The organism is Tardiphaga sp. OK245, from assembly GCF_900108575.1.
Lineage (GTDB): Bacteria > Pseudomonadota > Alphaproteobacteria > Rhizobiales > Xanthobacteraceae > Tardiphaga > Tardiphaga robiniae.
This window is the reverse complement of sequence record NZ_FNWZ01000002.1, coordinates 412882-433832: the sequence shown is the minus strand read 5'-3', so window position 1 is coordinate 433832 and position 20951 is coordinate 412882. Positions and strand designations below refer to the sequence as shown.

16 protein-coding genes are annotated in these 20951 nt (G+C 61.7%); 8 read left to right on the top strand and 8 right to left on the bottom strand.

The window, feature by feature from the left end:
* Positions 1-50: 50 nt before the first annotated feature.
* The 4 genes from BLW80_RS08665 to BLW80_RS08650 all read right to left on the bottom strand — a co-directional run bounded on the left by BLW80_RS08665 (position 51) and on the right by BLW80_RS08650 (position 10015).
* Positions 51-2276 carry a CHASE2 domain-containing protein gene (locus BLW80_RS08665; protein WP_093757641.1) on the bottom strand — a complete coding sequence of 742 codons (2226 nt, stop codon included), beginning with the start codon at positions 2274-2276 and terminating at the stop codon, positions 51-53.
* 10 nt (positions 2277-2286) lie between these two features.
* Positions 2287-3594, bottom strand: a complete 1308-nt coding sequence (locus BLW80_RS08660; protein WP_093757640.1) for an HlyD family type I secretion periplasmic adaptor subunit — start codon at positions 3592-3594, stop codon at positions 2287-2289.
* Positions 3591-5369 (bottom strand): type I secretion system permease/ATPase, encoded by a 1779-nt coding sequence (locus BLW80_RS08655; RefSeq protein WP_244528067.1) that lies wholly within the window; start codon positions 5367-5369, stop codon positions 3591-3593. The genes BLW80_RS08660 and BLW80_RS08655 overlap by 4 nt, the downstream gene beginning before the upstream one ends.
* 116 nt (positions 5370-5485) lie before the next feature.
* On the bottom strand, positions 5486-10015 hold the full coding sequence (locus BLW80_RS08650) for a cadherin-like domain-containing protein (RefSeq protein ID WP_093757639.1): 4530 nt from the start codon (positions 10013-10015) through the stop codon (positions 5486-5488).
* Between the two features lie 447 nt (positions 10016-10462).
* Here BLW80_RS08650 and BLW80_RS08645 point away from each other — a divergent pair, with 447 nt between their 5' ends.
* Positions 10463-11263, top strand: coding sequence for a transglutaminase-like cysteine peptidase (locus BLW80_RS08645; protein ID WP_093758184.1), 801 nt, complete (start codon positions 10463-10465; stop codon positions 11261-11263).
* A 43-nt stretch (positions 11264-11306) separates the two neighbouring features.
* Here the strand turns inward: BLW80_RS08645 and BLW80_RS08640 are convergent, their stop codons facing one another.
* Complete coding sequence (locus tag BLW80_RS08640) at positions 11307-12995, bottom strand: methyl-accepting chemotaxis protein (RefSeq protein WP_093758183.1); 1689 nt, start codon at positions 12993-12995, stop codon at positions 11307-11309.
* Positions 12996-13240: 245 nt separating this feature from the next.
* Between BLW80_RS08640 and BLW80_RS08635 the strand changes: the two genes are divergently transcribed.
* Together BLW80_RS08635 and BLW80_RS08630 are read left to right on the top strand one after the other, a co-directional pair.
* On the top strand, positions 13241-14083 hold the full coding sequence (locus tag BLW80_RS08635) for an SDR family NAD(P)-dependent oxidoreductase (protein ID WP_093757638.1): 843 nt from the start codon (positions 13241-13243) through the stop codon (positions 14081-14083).
* A gap of 18 nt (positions 14084-14101) precedes the next feature.
* Positions 14102-14611: a cupin domain-containing protein gene (locus BLW80_RS08630; protein ID WP_093757637.1), complete on the top strand. Its 510-nt coding sequence runs from the start codon at positions 14102-14104 to the stop codon at positions 14609-14611.
* On the opposite strand, the gene BLW80_RS08625 is transcribed toward BLW80_RS08630, so the two are convergent.
* The gene (locus BLW80_RS08625) at positions 14592-14888 is read right to left on the bottom strand and encodes a hypothetical protein (RefSeq protein WP_093757636.1); all 297 of its coding nucleotides are present in this window, start codon (positions 14886-14888) and stop codon (positions 14592-14594) included. The genes BLW80_RS08630 and BLW80_RS08625 overlap by 20 nt on opposite strands.
* A 150-nt stretch (positions 14889-15038) precedes the next feature.
* Between BLW80_RS08625 and BLW80_RS08620 the strand changes: the two genes are divergently transcribed.
* Positions 15039-15812, top strand: a complete 774-nt coding sequence (locus tag BLW80_RS08620; protein ID WP_244528148.1) for an SGNH/GDSL hydrolase family protein — start codon at positions 15039-15041, stop codon at positions 15810-15812.
* A gap of 130 nt (positions 15813-15942) precedes the next feature.
* Here the strand turns inward: BLW80_RS08620 and BLW80_RS08615 are convergent, their stop codons facing one another.
* Both BLW80_RS08615 and BLW80_RS30220 read right to left on the bottom strand, forming a co-directional pair.
* Positions 15943-17169, bottom strand: a complete 1227-nt coding sequence (locus BLW80_RS08615) for an LLM class flavin-dependent oxidoreductase (protein WP_093757634.1) — start codon at positions 17167-17169, stop codon at positions 15943-15945.
* Positions 17157-17312, bottom strand: coding sequence for a hypothetical protein (locus BLW80_RS30220; RefSeq protein WP_170849618.1), 156 nt, complete (start codon positions 17310-17312; stop codon positions 17157-17159). Before BLW80_RS30220 ends, BLW80_RS08615 begins: the two co-directional genes overlap by 13 nt.
* Before the next feature lie 46 nt (positions 17313-17358).
* Between BLW80_RS30220 and htpX the strand changes: the two genes are divergently transcribed.
* From htpX to BLW80_RS08595, 4 genes are all read left to right on the top strand, one after another.
* Entirely contained in the window at positions 17359-18288 is a 930-nt protein-coding gene (gene htpX / locus BLW80_RS08610) for a zinc metalloprotease HtpX (RefSeq protein ID WP_093757633.1), read from the top strand.
* Positions 18289-18444: 156 nt separating this feature from the next.
* Positions 18445-19524: an OmpA family protein gene (locus BLW80_RS08605; RefSeq protein WP_093757632.1), complete on the top strand. Its 1080-nt coding sequence runs from the start codon at positions 18445-18447 to the stop codon at positions 19522-19524.
* Between the two features lie 171 nt (positions 19525-19695).
* Positions 19696-20118: a hypothetical protein gene (locus BLW80_RS08600; protein WP_089263479.1), complete on the top strand. Its 423-nt coding sequence runs from the start codon at positions 19696-19698 to the stop codon at positions 20116-20118.
* A 53-nt stretch (positions 20119-20171) separates the two neighbouring features.
* A complete protein-coding gene (locus BLW80_RS08595) occupies positions 20172-20921 on the top strand; it encodes a cupin domain-containing protein (protein ID WP_244528063.1) in 750 nt (249 codons plus the stop codon).
* Positions 20922-20951: the final 30 nt, after the last annotated feature.

Below are 20951 nucleotides of genomic sequence, written 5' to 3'. Positions count from 1 at the left end.
ACCCACCGCCCGGTGGCGCAATACGCTTTGCTATTGTGCCCTACGTGGGATTACTTCGTCAGCAATGCAAACGAGCCGTTCCAGTCCACTGGTGGCGGGGTCTCCTGATAGGCGCGGATGCGCTTCTCATAGAGATCGTAGAGCTTCTCGAGCGCATTCGCGACATCGGAATCGCGGCCGCGCTCGACGGCGTACAATGCGCCGTCCCAGTCGCGACTACGATAGCAAGCCAGCATTTCGATGGTCAGGTTGCGCAGCGTCTGGAAGCGCTCCGAATGCGTCACGTCCTCACGTCCGGCGATGGCGTAGATCACTTCCGGTTCTTTCTTGCCCTTCACCATGATGAAGTCGAGTTCGAGAATGGCGAACTTGTCCTTGACGGCGAGCGCGGTCTTCGAGCCGACGATGATCGGAAAGCCGTATTCCTTTGACTGGCCTTCGAGACGCGAGGCCAGATTAACGCTGTCGCCGAGCACCGAATAGTCGAAGCGCAGATCCGATCCCATATTGCCGACGACGCAGATGCCGGTATTGAGGCCGATGCCGACATTAATCGGGATATAGACGTGGCCGCCGTTCTCGGCCTCGGTCTGGCGCAGTCTGTTCAGCGCGTCGATGCGATCCAGCATGTCGAGCGCGGCGTGGCAGGCATTGATCTGGTGCTGGTCGTCGTCGAGCGGTGCATTCCAGAACGCCATGATGGCGTCGCCCATATATTTGTCGATCGTGCCCTTGCGATCGAGGATTGCATTGGTCAGCGGCGTCAGAAAGCGGTTCATCAGCGTGGTCAGGCCATGCGGATCATGCTTGTAGGATTCCGAGATCGTAGTGAAGCCGCGTACGTCCGAGAACATGATGGTCATCTCGCGTTCCTCGCCGCCGAGCACCAGTTTCTCCGGCGACTGCGCGAGCTGAGCCACCAGCGCCGGCGAAAGATATTGGCTGAAGGCCGAGCGGATGCGGCGGCGCTGCGCCTGCTCACGTACGAAATTGCTGAAGATGAGCGTGAGATAGATCAGTGTGGTCGAAAGGAGCGGATAGGTGAAGTCGATCAGCAGACGGTGCTGCGTGTAGAAATACCAGGATGTACCGGCGAGCAGCGCGGCAAACACGGCGCCCATGATGATAAGGGTGATGGGGCCGAACATCGGGGCGAGCCAGATCACGATAATGCCGAGAATGATCGCAATGCACAGTTCGGCGCCACGCGTATAGGCGGGTTGCGACAGCACGGTCTTCGTGAGCGCACTCTCCAGCACCTGCGCATGAACTTCGACGCCGGGAATCACTGCGTCGAGCGGTGTCGTTTTGGTGTCGAGCAAGCCGACCGCCGAGGTGCCGATCAGCACCAGATGCCGTGCGATCATGCCGGGCTGCACCGTGCCATCGAGCACGTCGGATGCCGAGACATAGATGCTCGGATCGCGCTTGGCGAAATGCACCCAGATCCGTCCTTCGCTGTCGGTGGGAATCTCCAGACCCTTGACCGCAATGCTCTTGATGCCGGCGCGGTCGGATTTGATCAGGATCGTGTCGGTGCCGGTGATGGCGCGCAGCATCTCGAAGCTCAGCGACGGCATGACTATGCCTTGCGCCTGCATCATCACGGGCACGCGGCGCACGAGACCGTCGCGCTCCTGACTGATCGTGAACAGGCCGCGTCCCATGGCGGCCTTTTCCAGCAGGTCGATATTCCGGATCAGTCCGGGAAACGCCAGCATGAACGGCTGCGGATCGCCGCCGAGCATGGCCAATCCCGTCAGGGGCAGAGACTTGTCGAGTTCCGAAACGATATAGGGCAGGCCGGACTCGCCGAGGACCACGCGCGAGCGCCGGATGGCGTCGGCCAGCACCTGATCGTTGCTCGGCAATGCTTTTAACCGGATGCGCGTCTCGTCATCGAGCCCTGTAAAACTCTCCGCCGCCAGCGCAGGATTCAGCCGGTCCGGTTCGGGGAATACGATGTCGAAGCCGGTCACGACGGCGCCGAGCTGGTTCAACCTGGTGACAAGCTCGGCGATACGCGTGCGCGGCCACGGCCACTGGCCATGTCTTGCGAGGCTCTTCTCGTCGATATCCACGATGGTAACGGGCTTCGCCGTCTTCACCCGTGGCTGGATCACCTGATAGGTATCGAAGACGCGCAGCCGCAATTCCTCGATGGCGGGCGGGTCAGCGATGCGTAGCAGCGCGAGGCCCAGCAGCAAGACAAGACAGAATGCACGTGCCCAACCGAACCGCCGCGCCAGCCGTATCACTCGCCGCATGCGCTTCATGGTTGGCGGGTCATTTCTCGCGGAAGGCGCGCATCAACTGATCGCTCAGCGGCTTGGCGAGATAGGACAGCATGGTGCGGTCGCCGGTCTGCACGAAGGCTTCGACGGGCATGCCGGGGATCAGGCGCACATCGCCGAGTTTGGCGACTTCCGACGCCGGCATCGAAATCCGGATCGTGTAATAGCTCTGCCCGGTGCGCTGATCCGTCGTCGTATCCGGCGAGACGCGGCTGACGGCACCATTGAGCTCGGGCGTGGTGCGCTGGTTGAAGGCGGAGAGTCGCAGCAGCGTCTTCTGGCCGATCTGCAGCTTGTCGATATCCTGCGGATTGACCCGGGCTTCCACCGACAGGTTGTCGGTCTGCGGCACAATCAGCATGATCGCATCGCCGGCGGTGATGACGCCGCCGATCGTATGTACGGTGGACTGCAGCACCATGCCGTCCTGCGGCGCGCGGATGTCGATGCGGCGCAGCTGGTCCTCGGCGGTGACTTTGCGTTCGACGAATTCGCCGATCTTGTCATTGGTCTCGCGCAGATCCTTGGAGACTTCGCTGACCAGGTCCTTGTCGATCTGGAAAATCTGCAGCTCGATCTCGGTAATCTTGCCCTTGGCCTGAGCGCGGGCGGCGATGAACTGCGCGCGCTCGCCGGCTAGGCGCGCGGCGTCGCGTTCCAGCACGGTCAGGCGCGAGATCTGCACCAGTTGTTGATCGAACAGTCCGCGGACGCCGACCAATTCCTTTTCCACGAGCGCGATTTCGCGCGTCTTGGCAGTCTCCTGCGCGGTGAGGCCGGCGATCTCCTCGTTGAGCTGCGCGATGCGCTCGCGAAGCTGCTGCTTCTGGCCGACGCGGCCGGTCGAGCGCACATTGAACAGCTTCGTTTCGCTGGCGATGACATTCTTCACGTCGTCATCTGCGATCTGCTCGATGAGCTGCGGTGGAAACGTAATACGATCGACGCCGCGCTGCTCGGCTTCCAGCCGCGCCGCGCGCGCCCACAATCCGTTGAGATTCTTGGTGACGATAGCGAGGCCGGCTTTGGTGACGGTGTCGTCGAGACGCACGACGACATCGCCGGCTTTCACCAGGTCACCGTCGCGGGCACGCACTTCGCCGACGACGCCGCCGGTCGGGTGCTGGACTTTCTTGACGTTGGAATCGACGACCACCGAGCCGGGCGCGATCAGGGCGCCGGAGATCTGCGCGGTCGATGCCCAGCCGCCCAAACCGCCTGCGAGCACGAGCACAACGACGAGGCCGATAATGAGGTGGATTCGGATCGAGCGGCGCGATCCTGTCAGCGGCGTAGTCATGGCTTGGCTACTCCGCCGTCTGCGACGATCTTGATCGGCTGTGCTGCCGGGCGCTGCAACACCTGGCCGAGCACCGTCTCCTTCGGTCCGAAGGCCTGCATGCGGCCGTCCTTCAGCACCAGCAACATGTCGACGCCTTCGATGCCGATCGGCCGATGTGCAACCACGATGACGATGGCACCTCGCGTCCGGGCCGCGCGCACGGCCTTGGTCAGCGCTTCATCACCTTCGGTGTCGAGATTGGAATTCGGTTCGTCCAGAACGATCAGGAAAGGATCGCCATACAGTGCGCGCGCCAGCGCGATGCGTTGCGCCTGACCGGCGGATAGAACGCCGCCGTGATCGCCGACCTGCGTATCATAGCCCTCGCGCATACCGACGACGAGCTCATGCACACCGGCCTGCCTTGCCGCGGCGATGATGTCGTCATCCTTCGCGTCGGGATCGAAGCGGCAGATATTGTCGGCGATGGAGCCTGCAAACAGTTCGACATCCTGCGGCAGGTAGCCGATATGGCGGCCGAGATCGTCAGGCGCCCATTGCTCCAGGGCCGCGGCATCAAGCCGGACATGACCGCGCACCGGCTTCCAGACGCCGACCAGACTACGCAGCAGCGACGATTTGCCCGAGCCTGACGGCCCGATGATGCCGAGGCCATTACCGGCTTCCAGCGCAAAACTAATGTCGCTGACGGTGACTTTCTGCTCGCCAGGCGGCGCGATACTGACGCCCTCGATGCTCAGCTTCTGCGACGGGCTCTGAAGCTGGGTCAGCGCCGCTTGCTCCGGCAAGGCATGCAGCAGCCCATTGAGGCGCCGCCAGCTCTGCCGCGCGGTGACAAAACCCTTCCAGTGCGCAATTGCCAGATCGACCGGCGCCAGCGCACGTGCGCTGAGGATCGAGCCGGCGATGATGATGCCGGCGGTGGCTTCCTGATTGATCACGAGATAGGCGCCGACGCCGAGCACCGCCGATTGCAGCACCATGCGCATCACCTTGGCGATGGCGCCGAGACCGCCGGCCACATCGCTGGTGCGCTGGTTGCCTGCCAGATAGGTCTCGTTGGCCTCACGCCAACGCTGCGTCAGACGCCCGGCCATACCCATCGCGACGACGACTTCGGCATTGCGCCGGCTGGCCGAGGCAATCCCGCTGCGACGTGCCGCAAGGCCGTTGGCTTCGCGCGCAGGTTCGCGGGTCATGATTTCCGTGAGGATCGTCAGGCCCACCAGCAGAACTGCACCGACCAGCGCGGTGACGCCGATCATCGGATGGAAGGCAAAGCAGATCGCCAGATAGAGCGGCAGCCAGGGCAGGTCGAACAGTGCGCTTGGCCCCATGCCGGACAGGAAGGAACGGACGTTATCGAGATCGCGCAGCGGCTGCAGGCCTTCGTTCTGTCCGCCGGCGAGCAGCGGCAGTCGCACCACGGTCTGGAAGACGCGGGGGCTCAGCGCCTCGTCGAGCGAACTGCCGATCCGCACCAGGATGCGCCCGCGCAGCAGGTCGAGCACGCCTTGGGCGACATAGAGGCCACCGGCCAGGATGATGAGACCGACGAGGGTCGGCACGCTGCGGCTCGGCAGCACGCGGTCATAGACCTCGAGCATGAAGAACGAGCCGGTCAGATACAGGATATTGATCATGCAGCTCATCAGCCCGACGCCGAGAAAGGCGCCACGGCAGGCCCGCAAGGCATCGCCGAGCTCGGTCCGCGCCGGTAGACTGGAGGTTCGTGACAGGCCACGCTGCATCGTCAAACCTTTGCGGATCATGCGGACGGTCGCTCGTCAGGCATCAAACGCCCCCCAAGCCCCGATCAGATAGCCATTATGCCATCAGTCAGGCGACTTGTGCAGATGCTGTCCACGGGACGGTTAACGGTGCCGCGTTACGCCACGTTGGAATAGGGGTGCACGATGAAGTCGCTGGCGTGCAGTTGGGACATGTGCACGTTATTGAGTTGCAGCGTGTCACCGCCATCGAGGTGGATCAGGGTGTTGTTTCCCTTTTGCTCGATTCCGCCCGACAATTCCCAAAGGGCCAGCTTCAAATCGCCCAGCGGGCCTGAAAGATTGGGCACACCACGAATGTGGTCGAGCACGATCTTGTCGATGCCGACTTCGAAGTCCGTGACGATATCCTTGTCGATCGATCCGCTATGCGACCCGAAGACGAATTGATCCGAGCCATGGCCGCCGGTCAGTGTGTCTTTGTTGACCGTTGCGAAGATGACGTCATTTCCGCCCGTGCCGGTCAGTGACACCTGCGTATTGGGCTGGAGAGGCGCCGTGTTGAAGATGAAGTTGACATGCTCGCTAGCGCCGAACCCGTCGGTGATGGTGACAGCGACGGTGGCCTGAGGCGCGTCGGAACTGGAAGGCCTAAAGGTGAAACCGTCCTCGAGGTAGTGGTCTATAGAGGCGAGTGATCCTGACTTGACGACATGCCCATTGATGTCCAGCTGATAGTTCTCGCTGCCGGACGAATCCCAGTCCCACACGGAGATGTCGGAAATCTTGAAAGACCCGTCGCCGCGCTTGGAAAGTTCAGCCGATGACGTGTCAAATTCCGGCGCATCGTTCTTCCAGGTCATCTCGGTGCCACCGCGATGGTCCGAGTCGATGTCGAGATGTTTCAGCACACCCGGATCGGTCAGCGTGAAATAGTCGTTCTTGCCCCAGCCGTAATGCACATCGACGACACCGTCGTGCTGATCGAACCAGAGCTGCCAGGGCGAGATGCCCTTCAGGTCGATCGTATCGCCATAGGACAGACCGGAAACCGTGCCGACAAAGTGAGAGCCGCGATCGAGGATCAATTCGTCACTGCTGACGCCGGAGAAGATGACATTGGCGTTCGACCAGCCACCGAATTCGAGATTGCCGCCGCTGATCCTGGCGGTGCCGTGACCGGTGACATCGCCGCCGATCTCGAACAGGCCGGCATAGGCTTCGATGGTCCCGTAATTGACCAGATCGCCTTTGATCTCGAGACCGCCGGTGGCCATCGACGCGATGACACCGAAATTGATCAGGCTGCCCTTGCCGGTGTCGATGATCAGTGCGTGCGAGTAGTTGGATGCGATGATCTTGCCGTCGCATTCATTGACGATGCTGAGCTTGCCGTCGCCGAGCTTGCCATAGCCGTTGATCGTATTATCGGCGTTGATGAGTTTCGAGCTGAACGAGTCGCCGGTGATCCGGTCGGCGCTTCCGTCGAGCGTCACGGTGCCTTCGCCATCGAGCGTGACCGTGCCGTGGATCAGCAGGGTCGCGCCGGCCGTGTGGTCATCGACCAGCAGCGTGCCGGTGTTTTGCACAACACCATTGACTTCAAGCGTCGTGCCCGGTGCGAGCTGGATATCGCCGTCGTTCACCAGTGTGCCGGTGACATTCAGCGCTCCGGTGCCGGTCAAATCGAGCTCGGCCTGGGCGCCGATGTGAAGCCCGGCAATTTCCAGCAGGCCGTTCAGATTGAAGGTCACCGTCCCCGCATTGATATAGACGATCTCGTCTGCCGTCGGGACGATGCCGAGCGACCAGTTTCCCGGCGTAGTCCAGTTGTTATCGTGGGCAGCACCGGTCCAGACGTTTGAGGCGCCGAGGCCGATGATCACGCCGGTTGGGCCACTGGCGACCGTCTCGGCGGTTCCACCGCCATCAGTGTAGCTGACGACCACATAGACGGTCAGGCCGGCATCTGCGGATGTGAGGACGTAGCTGCTACCCGTGGCTTGCGAAATCTCGAGAGGTTCATTGGAGCCGGGGCTTGAGCGGTACCATTGATAGTGAAACGTCCCCAGCCCATCGACATCGGCCACGCTGCCAGTCTGGGCGGTGATCGTCGCGCCTTCCTGGAATGTCCCGGAGATCGTGACCTTGCCGCTCGGCAAATCATTGACGGGCGTGACGGCAAGCGTCGCGCCGCCGGAAACCGACGTCACGTCATCGGAGATTTGATACGTAAATGACACCGGCCCGTTGAAATTGGCCGCGGGCGTGAAGGTCCAGGTGCCGTCCTCGTTATATGTCAGCGTGCCGCAGCCGTTCGCAACCGCAAGGCCGGTCACGTGCAGCGCCTGGCCATCGACATCCGTGGCATTGGCCAGCAGCTGCGCCTCTGTGATGATCAGACAGTGGTCTTCCGCAATGGCTGTAAGCGCGACATCGCCCTCGACAACCGGCGCGTGGTTGTCACCCGGCGTGACCGTGCCGTCATAGGGGGCACTGAGATTGTTGTGACTGCCGCCATCGTCGACCTGCACCGTGAAGGTGGGTTGACTCGTGCTGCCGTCGCTGACGAAGCGGACATGATGTTGAGCGAGTTGCTCACTCGTGAAAGTGTAGGAGGTGCCCGTCTCGTTGGTTACACTCAGGCGTTCAAACACGGAATTCGTCGCCGGCACCCACTCGGCGCCGTCCCACACCTCAAATGAGCCGCCAATGACGTTGCTCACCGTGAAGGTGAAATCGGTCGTTCCGTCGGGGTCGCTGACCGCGAAGCTGGTATCGCTCAGCACCGTCGCGCCGCCGAGAACGACTTCGATCGATGTTCCGGTGATCACTGGCGCGTCATTGACGCCCGTGATCGTAATCGTCTCGGTCTGCGCCACGCTCGCGCCATGGGCGTCGATGATATTGTAGGTGACCTTGATCGTCGCCGTCTGGCCTTCGCCGAGATAGGCGAAGGCGCCTGGATCGACATGGAGCGTTGTGCCGTTCAGCGTCACGCCAGTCGGCGCAGCAGGCTGCGCGAAGCCGCCGTTCAGCGCGAATTTGACATTGCCGACTGTCAATGTCGCCGTTTCGCCGAGATCGGCGTCGGAAGCGCCGGCCAGCAGGTTGAAACTCTGCGCCCCATCATCCTGGTTCGCCGCAGCGGTCAGTGCGGTCGTCACGACCGGCGCGTCATTGGAGCCATCGACCGTGAAGGTCAGGGTCTCATGGGTCGTGTCCGGTCCCGATTGGCTGTCGAATCCGATGGTGTAGACGGCCTGTTGTCCTGCGGCGAGGAACTTGAACACTGCCGGATCGTAACTGACATGGCCGGTTTGCGGATCGACGGTGATCAGCGATTTGAGGTCAAGCGACGTTGGTGTACCGGTCGGGCCGCTCGCCGAAATGATATGCGCCGTGCCCGGCACATACGGTGTCGCAACGTCGCCGCTGTCGGGATCGGTGATGTGCACCTGATCCTTGATCTCGAAGCTCGTCTTGTCGACCGGCAGCATCACCACAACCGGTGCAACGGTGATGGTCGGCGCTGTGTTGAAGCGCGTGAAGGTGACGTCAATCGGCGACGTGTTGGAGCCGTCGCCCTGCAGCTTGATCGGGACGGTGTAGGGCTGGTTCGGCAGAAAATCCGGAATAATGAATTTCAAGGGATCCGGACTGGTGCCGGAATTGGGATCGCCCGGAGATGAACCGCCGCCGGGTCCGCTGCGCGGATTGGCGTTCGGAACGTAGTTCGGGAAATAAGTCTGCAGCGTTTGCTCAATGATCGCCCGTGCGATCGGCGTCAGCGGATCGGCGATGCCTGTGGATGTATCGCCATTGCCGAGCACGCTGGTGACCTGACCGGCCGCATTGACGGTGCCGATCGCCTGGCCGCTGGTCTTGCTATACAAAACGTAGGAACCGGTCACGCCGTTGGGCTCGACCAGAACCTGGAATTTCACCGGCGGTGCGCCGCCCTGTCCGGGCACTTCGAAACCGATTTCGACCAACACGGCGGTGCCGCGGATGCCCATCGTGGCAACCGGCGTGTCGACGCGCATATTGCCATGCTTGGCAGTTTCGCCGGCAACGAAAGTGATCGTGCCCTGCACGAGGCTGAGCAAGGATGAGTTCGCCGATCCCTGGGGATCGTAGACCATCTCGTTCAGCACCATGCGTGCGTTGGCCGAGAGGCCAAACACGGTGCCATCGATGAAAGTCATGGTCAGCGATGAGTCTGCGCCGGCCTGGACCACGTCGCCCTTCTGCACTTGGTCTCCGACATTAAGCGTCACAGAGACGCCATTGCGGATCGCAGTCGCGCTGCCGGCTAGCTTGCTAACAGTACCAATGACTTGCGCGGCAGCATTGGCGCCGCCGCCGAGTTGCGCGACCTGCACTTCGCCGACAAGGGCAGTGACGAGATCGCCAGATAGCTGCGCGCCATCGGGCGACGACAGAGCTGCGCGCAGCGAACCCTTGAAATAGTCGGAGACGACGTGTTCGTGCCCGTCCTTGGACAGCACGAGATCGACGCCGGAGCGCTTGTAGTCGCCGGAGAACAGCAGGTTGGCATCCTGCACGACAATCGCGGAACCGGCCGTATGAGCGGAAAACGTATGGCCAATACTGCCGCCGCCAGCCGTTGGTTCGGCCGGAGCATCGCCAGATTGCGAAAATTCGAATGGACCCGCGTAGTTCAATTTCTACCGCGCATGATTATGGTTATTAATTAGCTAATTTGCGAGCCATGCATACCACCGCGGGGTGCAATGCGATAGTGGACGTCTGCGCATCACTTTTTCAAGCTATTGCCCACTTTGTGAAATCATCCGGATACCACTGATCCATATAGTGAATTTTCGTTAACGATGTTCCGAGTTCAGGCTGTGTTCCCGGTTCCGGAAATCGACGTCGCTGGAACGAATCCGTGAGGTAATATAATCCCTCCCGTACGAGCCTTTCGGCCATTTCGATAAAATTGTCGTCAAGCCGGTTAGCCCTCCTTCAGCCTGTCCGCGAACTTCGCCGACCCGGCTAACCCCTTTTAATCTCGTCGAAAATTAGCCGCCTCAAGATGGCCCCACAAATGATCCGGTCACGTGCGAGCAGCCCTGCTTGCCGATGCCCGGACAGACGGGGCGTCTATGATGTGGACTTCTGCTTTTGCGCGGGTGCGCTGCGCGTCTGTGCTGGCCTTGGGGCTGGCGATTTTCGCGGCACCCGCTGATCTCCTGGCCGGAACGGCCTTTCCTGACCAGGCGATCGACGCAGTCGAACGGCCTGCGGAGCCGTTTGGCCTCGCCACATCGGCGCTGCCGGAAGGCGAGCTCAAAGCCAAATGGCGCGGGGTGGAACGCGAGCAGGACGACGAGCAGCTTGCTGTCGAGCTTTGTGCCGAGACACCCGTCCGCTGCTCGCCTGAGGCCGCGAAGTTTCTGGATATCGTCGGCGATGCCAGTGCTCGCGATGGTCGCGCCCGCATGGGTGAGGTCAATCGCGCTATCAATCTGGCGGTTCGGCCCGGTGATGATCTTGTGCTCTATGGCGCAACGGATGTCTGGCGCTCGCCGCTGGCACTGTTCGCCACGGGTGCCGGCGATTGCGAGGACTATGCCATCGCCAAGTTCACCGCATTACGTGCCGCCGGCGTTGCGGCCGAGGATCTGCGGGTTGTGATCCTGCGCGACACGCTGCGCCAGGAAGACCACGCCGTTGCGGCCGCCCGTCTCGATGGCCGCTGGTTCATGCTCGACAACCGTCGCATGGCGATGGTCGAGGACGTCAACATGAAGAACACCAGGCCGCTCTTCGTGATGGATCACAACGGCATCCGTCAATATGTCGATGCGCCGCTGCTGGCAGCTACGCAGCGTCCCGTTGCGGATGAAGCAGCTCTGACCATGCTGGCATTCAGCGCCAAAAAGACATCGGGCCGCCCCGCGTTGTAAGCGGAACGGCCCGTATCGATCGAAGCTCGGTCGGTCGCCTGATTTAGGCCGCGCGAACCTTGGTCAGGAAGTCCGTCACCGCCGATTGCAGCATGCTGGCCTGCCCGTCGAGCTCACGCGCGCCGCTGAGAACCTGGCCGGCCGCTTGTCCTGTGGCTGAAGCTGCCGCGTTGACGCTGCCAATATTGGTGGCGATTTCGCTGGAGCCAGTGGCTGCCGCCTGAATATTCCGGGCGATTTCGCGGGTCGCGGCGCCTTGTTCCTCGACGGCCGATGAGATCGCCATCGAAATCTCGCTCATCTTCTCGATGGTCGCACTGATATTGCCGATCGCCGAGACGGCATCGCCGGTCGTCGATTGCATACTGGCGACCTGCGCCGAGATTTCCTCCGTCGCCTTGGCTGTCTGGGTAGCCAGGGCCTTCACTTCCGAGGCGACGACCGCGAAGCCGCGCCCCGCTTCGCCGGCACGGGCGGCCTCGATGGTGGCATTGAGCGCCAGGAGGTTTGTCTGTGCTGCAATCGTGTCGATCAACTGAACCACAACGCCGATCTTCTCGGCTGCGCCGGACAGGAGCTGAACCGTTGCGTTGGTTCGGTCTGCCTCGCCGACGGCCTGCCGCGCGATCTCGGTCGATTGCGCGACCTGCCGTGAGATTTCCTCGACGGACGCGGTCAATTCTTCCGCTGCAGCGGCAACGGTCTGCACGTTGTTCAGCGCCTTCTCGGACGCCATGCTGACGCTGGCGACGCGATCGGTGGTTTCGCTTGCGGTGTTGGTCATGGACGATGCGGTGGCCTGCATTCCGGCCGCGGACGTCGCAACCGATTTCACGACGCCGTTGACGCTTTGCTCGAAGCCATCGGCAAGGCTGTTCATCGCCGACTTTCGTTCGGCGGCGACGCGCTGCTGGACGGCGACCTCTTCCTGCTCGAGGCCATGCATGCGGATCGCATTGTCCTTGAACACCTGCACCGTCGTGGCCATCGCACCGATCTCGTCGCGACGATCGGCGCCGGGTATCTCGGCTTCCAGCTTGCCGTCAGCGAGATCCCGCATGCGGGTGCCGAGCTGGCTCAGCGGCCTCGTAATACTGCGGGCGATGAACCAGGCGATCAGGCCGGCAACAACAGCGATACCGAGGATCGCTGTCGCCAGCGACCAGATGATCGGCGTTAGCTTCGCATCGAGATCGTCAAGATAGGCACCGGTGCCGACGAACAGATTCCAGTCGGGCACGGCAACCGCATAGGAGAACTTGCGGATCAATTCGGTCGTGCCCGGCTTCATGTATTCGTAATACAGCGTGACATCGCCCTTGGCGGCGACGCCGTCGCGCAACTCGCGGGTCAGCGCACGGCCGTTGGTCGGGACGTCCAGCCGGTTGGTGCCGAACTGTTTCGGATCCGGCGTCACCAGCGCGATGCCGTTCATGTCATAGGAGAAGACGTAGCCGTTGCCCTTGTCATAAGTCATCGTGCGGGCGCGCCTGACGAATTCCTGGATTGCAGCATCCTTTGTCAACTCGCCGGCTGTCACCTGCTTCTGCAGACCGAGCGCCATGTTACGAGCCGTTTCGACGATGGCGAGAACCTGCTCCATGCGAGAGCTGCGCATCTCGGCGCTGACGAGGCGCGTCGCCTGCACGCCGGCGAGGCAGAGACCGATCAGAGTGACGGTGACGAGAAGCCCGAGCTTGGCGGAAATCGGCAGGTTATTGAGCAGCTTCACGGAAAAGGTCTCCAGCAATCGCGAGCCATGCTTGGATGGCGGTACAATGCTGCACGATACGCAGATGCGTCTTAGAACTTCCTTAATCGTAATTCTCGGGACTCTCCGACGGTTGTGGCTTGGAAAGTGCGCCGCTTCATCTGCAAATTCAGCGGGCTGCGAGTCGCGCTGACTCAAAATACGCCTTGCGCGGGCGCAGGTTCGGGGCGTCAAATGCCGGCCATAAAAACAAACGGGGAAACGATATGGGGCGTCTCGACAACAAGGTCGCAGTCATCACCGGTGCAACGAGCGGCATCGGATACCGTACGGCGGAAATCTTCATCGCGCAGGGTGCGAAAGTTGTGATTGCCGGGCGTCGCGCGCCGGAAGGCAATGCGCTTGCTTTGAGGCTCGGCGCAAATTGCAGTTTCCGTCAGACCGACGTTACCGATGAAGCGCAGATGAGTGCACTGATCGGTCACGCGGTCGAGAAATTCGGCCGCATCGATTGCCTGTTCAACAATGCCGGCGGTCCGGCGCAAACCGGTGGTATCGAAGGCCTCGACGTCGATCGTTTCGATACGGCGATGGCGACACTCGTACGCAGCGTCATGCTCGGCATGAAACACGCCGCCCCGTATATGAAGAAGCAGGGCTCGGGCAGCATCATCAACAATGGCAGTATTGCCGGCCGGCTCGCCGGCTATTCGTCCTCGGTGGTCTATGGCGCTGCCAAGGCCGCGGTCATCCATCTGACCAAATGCGTGGCGATGGAGCTCGGTGAGAGCGGCGTGCGCGTCAACAGCATCTCGCCAGGCGCCATTGCGACCGGAATCTTCGGCAAGGCGCTGGGACTATCGGTGGAAGCAGCCGAGCAGACGCCGGCGCTGATGCGCGAGGCATTCAAGGCTGCACAGCCGATCCCGCGCGCTGGTCTGCCGGACGACATCGCCCATGCCGCCGTCTTCCTCGCCAGCGACGAGTCGTCTTTCGTCAATGGCAACGATCTGGTGGTCGATGGCGGTGTCACGGGCGGTCGCAACTGGAGCCAGCAGCAGGCGGGCTATGTGGCGATGCGCAAGGCGTTCGGCCAGGACAATGGCTGACGGGCAGGGGAGCGAAGAATGTCCATCACATGCGATGCGATCGCACCGCGGCTGCCTGAAGCCCGCTATGTGTCCGTTGCCGTTGCCGCAGGACTGATGTGTGCGATTGCCCTTGGCAAAGCACTTCCGACGACAATGGACGCTATGTCGATTGTTCTGGCGCCGCTTTGCGCCGTCAACGCTGGCTCCAGCGCCAATCCCGGCGATGCGGTGGAACTGATCACGTCGCATGTGCTGCCGAATGTGCCGGGAAAGCGCGTGACCATTGTGCGCGTGTCCTATGGCCCCGGCGGCTTCAGCGCGCCGCATCGTCATTCCGGCACGGTGACAGCCTACATCACCAAGGGAGAGATTCGCTCGCAGCTCGGCGGCGGTCCGGTCGAAATCTTCAAGGTTGGGCGGTCATTCTTCGAGCCGCCGGGCTCGACGCATCTCGTCTCAGCCAATGCGAGCAATACGGAGCCGGCCGAGCTGATCGCGGTGTTTGTGGCCGATGAAGGCGCGCAGCTTACGATGCCGCTGGACTAGTTGCGGTGATCGAGGCTGGCGTCTTTGGCATGACGCGTCCATGCCGTTGCAGGAAGGACAAGCCTGCGGCCGTCACTTGAACGACGGAGCCATGTCCGGCGATGTGCATGCGTGTGGCAAATCCGCGGTCGATGCAGTCTTCCCACACCGTCAGTCGCGGGCACGACGTCCGCCATGCATCGAGCACGTCGGCATGGGATCTGGGTTCGCGCGCGATCCATTCCAGGAGATCAAGGATCAGGGGATCGAGGTCATGGGAATCGAGCTCATGGGGCATGCGGTGATCTGCCTCCCGCGATCGAGGCCGGCGCAATCCGCACCGACCTATGCTATCGATACGCATATCCGTACATAATAAGAACCGGGAGACATTCCATTGTCCAGAACTTTGCGAGTCTTGCTTGTCGCTGTGGCGACCCTTGCTGCCATGGCCAGTGTGCCCGTTGCGGTGCAAGCGCAGACCAAACCCAAGGTCATGTCGCTGGGGCCCGATTTCCCCAAGACAGAGATCTTCATCGGCAACAGCTTCTTCTATTTCAACAACAGCATGCACAGCCACGTGCTAGGGATGGTGCGCGCTGCCGATCCCGCCAACAGGACGAGCTATCAGGCGACCTCGGTGACCATCGGCGGCTCCGGATTCGAGTGGCATGATGTCGAGAGCTATTTCCGACCCAACGCCATCGCGTCCTATTCCTTCGACGATAATAACAACATCATCTTCAACAAGCGGGAGCGGCTGTTCGATGCTGCGATCATGATGGATTGCAGCCAGTGCCCGATCCATCCCAAGCTGAAGTCGGTCTTTACCGAATATGCGAAAAAGGATGCCGACATCGTCCGCGCCCATGGCGCGAAGCCGATCTTCTTCATGTCCTGGGCCTATGAAGACAAGCCGGAGATGACGCAGCAACTGGCCGAGGCCTATACGGTCGCCGGTAATGATAACAATGCCTTGGTGATTCCGGCAGGTCTGGCATTTGCGAGGGTGCGCGCGAAGCAGCCCGAGCTCAATCTGTACCAGCCCGACAAGCGTCATCCGAGCATGGCAGGCACATACCTTGCGTCCTGCGTGGTCTTCACCGCGCTGACGGGCCGCTCGCCGGTGGGCAATCCGTATCTCGCAGGTCTCGATGAAGCGACTGCGAAGATGCTGCAGACAGCAGCATGGGAAACGGTGCAGGACTATTACGGGAAGTAGGCCGCCAGCTTCTCCCCGTCATTGCGAGCGCAGCGAAGCAATCCAGTCTTTCTTCGCCGAAGTGAAGAGCTGGATTGCCGCGTCGCTTCGCTCCTCGCAATGACGGAGGAAAGGCCTGAGCCGAGCGGGCTTAGCTCTTCTTCTGCAGATCCGGTGCATTCACCAGTGGGATCGCCACGCGTCCCGGTCCCGTCAGCGGCAGCGCCGCCGCTGCTTTCTCATTGGCCATGATCTTGGCCATCACGGCCTGTCCGGCGCGCTCGAACACCTCGCGGTTCTCGATGACGAATTGCTGCGACTTGCGCAGTGATGCGATGTAGCCGTTGATCTCTGGCACTACATAGCGCGCCACCATGTCCCAGCTGCGCCTCGTGTTTTCCGGATTGGCCCAGTCATGCACGAAGCCGATGATGGTACCGACACCGCCGGAAACCTGCATCAGGTTCTTGATGGTCTTGATGAGGTCATCCGGCGTGCCGATGGTCGAGGCCGCATTCTCGCCGCCCGCCGTCTTTTCCACTGCGTCCTCGGGCGAGGTGAAGGGCTGGAGGCCCGGTCGCTGGAGCGTGCCGACATTGTATTCATTGTGCCAGCGCATCAGGCCGGGGCCGGCCTCGCGCGCGGCCTGTTCGCGCGTCTCGGCGATGTGCCAGGACAGCAGCACACGCCAGTTGGCGCGGTCCACGGTGGTGCCGTGCTTCTTCGCGGCATCCTCCGCAAAGCCCCATTGCGTCGGCAGCGCCATCAATCCCTGCGTCGACATTGAGCCGAGCGAGATGATGCCGATGCCGTATTTGCCGGCCAGCGTCATACCCGAAGGCGAGATCTGCGACGCCACCACGAAGGGCATCTCCTCCTGCAGCGGCAGGATCTGCAGCGCGGCGTCGTTCATGGTGAACCAGTCGCTTTTCGCGGTGACGCGCTCACCGTTGAACAGACGGCGGATGATGGCGATGGCTTCGTCCTGGCGGTCGCGCTGGGTCATCGGGTCGATGCCGAGCGTATGCGCGTCGGAGGCGAGCGCGCCCGGCCCGGAGCCGAAGATGGCGCGGCCGCCGGTCATATGGTCGAGTTGCACCATGCGCTGCGCTACATTGTAGGGATGATGATAGGGCAGCGAGATCACACCGGTCCCCAGGCGAATGCGCTTGGTACGTTCGCCGGCCGCGGCGAGGAACATCTCCGGCGAGGCGATCATCTCCCAGCCCGACGAATGATGTTCGCCGCACCAGAATTCATCATAGCCGAGTGAATCCAGCTGCTCGACGAGATCGAGGTCCCGCCGGAACTGCAGCATCGGGTGTTCGCCGATCGGATGATGCGGTGCGAGAAAGGCGCCGAACTTCACGCGAGCCATAGTGTTTCCTCTTTGTAATGTTTGTTAATGTTTTCGTTGCGCAGCCTATGGCCGGATGTCGCGGCATTCAATGCAATCCGCTGCATGGCCGCGACGCGCTGCCGCACAATGCCGTCTTGCGGAACGATCGGGCGGATCACCATTTGATGCCTGCACCGCAGCGTTTCCCGCAGGCGGGCAGGAGGACCAATGAGCTACTTCAAGACCGCGATTCTGCTGGCTGGCATGACCGCCCTGTTCATGGGCGTCGGCTATCTCATGGGCGGCGCGTCGGGTGCGATGATCGCGCTGGTGGTCGCCGCCGGCATGAACATGTTCGCCTACTGGAATTCGGACCGCGCGGTGCTGTCGATGCACGGCGCCCAGCCGGTTGATATCAGCAATGCGCCGGACCTGTATCGTATGGTCGGTGAGCTCGCCCACAATGCCGGCCTGCCGATGCCCAAGATCTACATCATGGACAATCCGCAGCCGAACGCCTTTGCGACCGGCCGGAATCCCGAGAACGCCGCCGTCGCCGTGACGACGGGGCTGATGCAGCAGCTGTCGCGCGAAGAGCTCGCCGGCGTGGTGGCGCATGAGCTGGCGCATATCAAGCATCACGACACGCTGCTGATGACCATCACCGCGACCATCGCCGGTGCGATCTCGATGATCGCCCAGTTCGGCATGTTCTTCGGCGGCAACCGCAGCAATAATGGCCCGGGCATGATCGGCCAGATCGCGCTGATGATCCTGGCGCCGCTCGCCGCCATGCTGGTGCAGATGGCGATCAGCCGCACGCGTGAATATGCCGCCGACGAGATGGGCGCGCGAATCTGCGGCCAACCGATGTGGCTCGCTTCGGCGCTGGCCAAGATCGACAACGCCGCGCATCAGATTCCGAACGAGGATGCCGAGCGCGCGCCGGCGACAGCGCATATGTTCATCATCAACCCGCTGTCGGGGCGTGCCATGGATAATCTGTTCACCACGCATCCGGCGACGCAAAATCGAATCGCAGCGCTGCAGCAGCTTGCGGGGCAGATGGGTGTTCAGTCGCGCGCGCCTGTACGTCCAGCACCGCCCGCGACCGGCCCGTGGAACGGCGGCCAGTCGCGCCGCGGTCCGTGGGGCTAAACCCGTTTGGACTTAACGAGATTGGTCGCCGCGCAGCATCGTCCGGTTCAATGAAAACCGGACATGGCTGCGCGGCCATTCGCTGCGCTTTAGTCCGCTTGTTTACATGTCCCAAATCGTCATCGTGAGCGCTCCTGAAACGGGGACGCATGACTCATGCTCGGACGCATTCTGACGGTTGGCTTGTTTGTTCTTTTCGGTGCGTGTGCGGCACAGGCCGATGCGACAATTCCCAACAAAGATATTCCCGGTGCCCGAGATAGTGCGCTGCTGAAGCGTTACGACGGCTCCTTCATCATCAGCTATGAGCGTCTCGCCTTCACTGACTTCACCATCCCGCTGTCGAAGCTCGAAAAGACGGGTGATAGCGACCGCGATCGCATGAACAATCAGGTCTACAAGCCGAACAAGGTGCTTGAAGTGGAAGGCGCACGCACGCGCATCACCTATCTGCTGCCGGCCAACCGTTCGCCGCTCGAAGTGCTGCGGAACTATCAGGATGTGGTCAAGGCAGCCGGCGGCGAGGTGCTCTATAGCTGCAAGACCGAGGACTGCGGGGGCGATCCGACGCGCTCGGCCGCGGGCGGCGGCGGCGATATGAGCCTGCTGATGTATTTCGTCGCTGAGGCGCAGTTGAAAGACGGTGATTTCTCCAACGGCAAATGCGCCATGGCGTCCCATCTCGACGATCAGCGCTTCTTTGCTGCCAAGATCGCGCAAGCTGGCGGTGAAGCCTATGTCACCGTGCAGACTTACCTCGTAAAGGACGACCTGTACTGCAAGGCCTTCAACGAGCGGACGGTCGCCGTCGTCCATGTCGTCGAGCCGAAGCCGCGCGAGCAGAAGATGGTGGTCGTGAAGGCCGACGAGATGGCGAAGACCATCGGCTCTACCGGCCGCGTTGCCCTTTACGGAATATTCTTCGATACAGGCAAGGCCGACCTGAAGCCGGAATCATCGCCGACCCTGCAGGAGATCGCCGGGCTTCTGTCGTCCGATCCCAAACTGGCCGTGTTGGTCGTTGGTCACACCGACAATCAGGGCGCCTATGACTATAATCTCGACCTGTCGCGCCGCCGTGCGGAGTCGGTTGTGGCGGCGCTCACCACGAGCTTCCGCGCCGATGGCAAGCGCCTGCGCGCAGCCGGTGTCGGCATGCTCGCACCCGCAGCATCGAATGACCAGGATGACGGCCGCGCCAAGAACCGGCGTGTGGAGGTCGTCAAGCTGAACTGATCGCAACGGATGTTCGGCTGGGTGGGTTCGCCCGTGTCAGGTCTTCGGATAGGCGAAGGCATATCTCTCCGGATTCGACCAAAGCCCAATAGTGTCGAAGAGGCCCTCGGGGATATTGGTATCTGAAATTGATGGAAAGGTTGTTGCCCGGACAGATAGAAGGGTAATTGCATGACGCCCGATGCCGTCGCCTTGGCCTCTATGGTCCTTCTGATTTTCTCGATGGGCTTCTTTCTGCTGTCGTCACCGGCCTTTCTGCTGGTGAGGCTGGATATCCCGGAAGTGACTCAGTTACTGCGGGGCCTGTTCCGCTCTTATTTTCTGATGGTCGCTATCGCCGGTGTCATCGCGACAACGGCCTTTGCACTGGCGGGTCGACTGGTTTTCACCATCGGCATCGGCTTGATCGCGGCTTTTGCGATTTGGGCGCGGGGCTGGTTCTTGCGGCGGATGGATAGTCAGATGAGCGCACGAGACGCCGGTGATGCCGAGGCCGTGCGCCGGCTCCGACGGATGCATTGGGGCGGCATGCTGTCGAACGCATTCCAGCTTGCCGCCATTATCGGCAGCATCCCCTACGTCATGTCGGCTTGATCAGCCTCGCAGCACAGCGATGTGCTGACGATAAACCGCGATGGAGAATGCAGATGAGCAAGTTCTCATGGCGGTGGTTGTCACGTCAGAAGCCTAAGCCTTCGAATGCTGGGTCTCTGGATGCCGCGCAGGGTACTGAACGATTTGCAGGCAGCGATCGGCGCCAACTGCTTCAGGCGCTTTCGGTGATCGTCGGTGGCGGCGCTTTGGCCGCGCTGCCGCAAAGCTCGGATGCGAAAGATGCGAGCGAGCTGCCACCGCCCAAGCGGGTCGTGACCGGCCGCGATGAAGCCGGCAAGTCGGTGTTCAAGTCCTTCGATGTCACGTCCAAGGTCGTGGAGATCGATGCCAATCCCGGGCTGACATTCTACGAACTCTATATGACCGAGGGCGTGCCGCAGCTCACCGGCCTGGAGCCGGACCCGATGCTCAAGGGAACGCGCGCTTTTCCCGGCCCAGGCGGAACGATGTTTCGCCTGATTTCGTATCCGCCCAAGCGGCCCGAAGGCTGGAAGCCGCCGCCCGGCGTCACAATGGAAAGCGGGCTGCGCGAGTTGTCGGACAAGGTCCCGGGCATGGGGGATCATTTCGAGCGCGATGCGCCAGGCATGCACACGTCGGATACGATCGATTACGGAGTCGTGGTTCGCGGCGAGATGACGCTGGAATTGGACGATGGACAGAAAGTCCATTTGCGTCAGGGCGACTGCGTCGTGCAGAACGGAACACGCCATCGCTGGCGCAACCCGTTGCCGGAGCCGTGTCTCATGGCGTTCATCTCGATTGGTGGCAAGCGCGGCTAGGACCTGGGCATGCCACGCGTGACGTCAGGC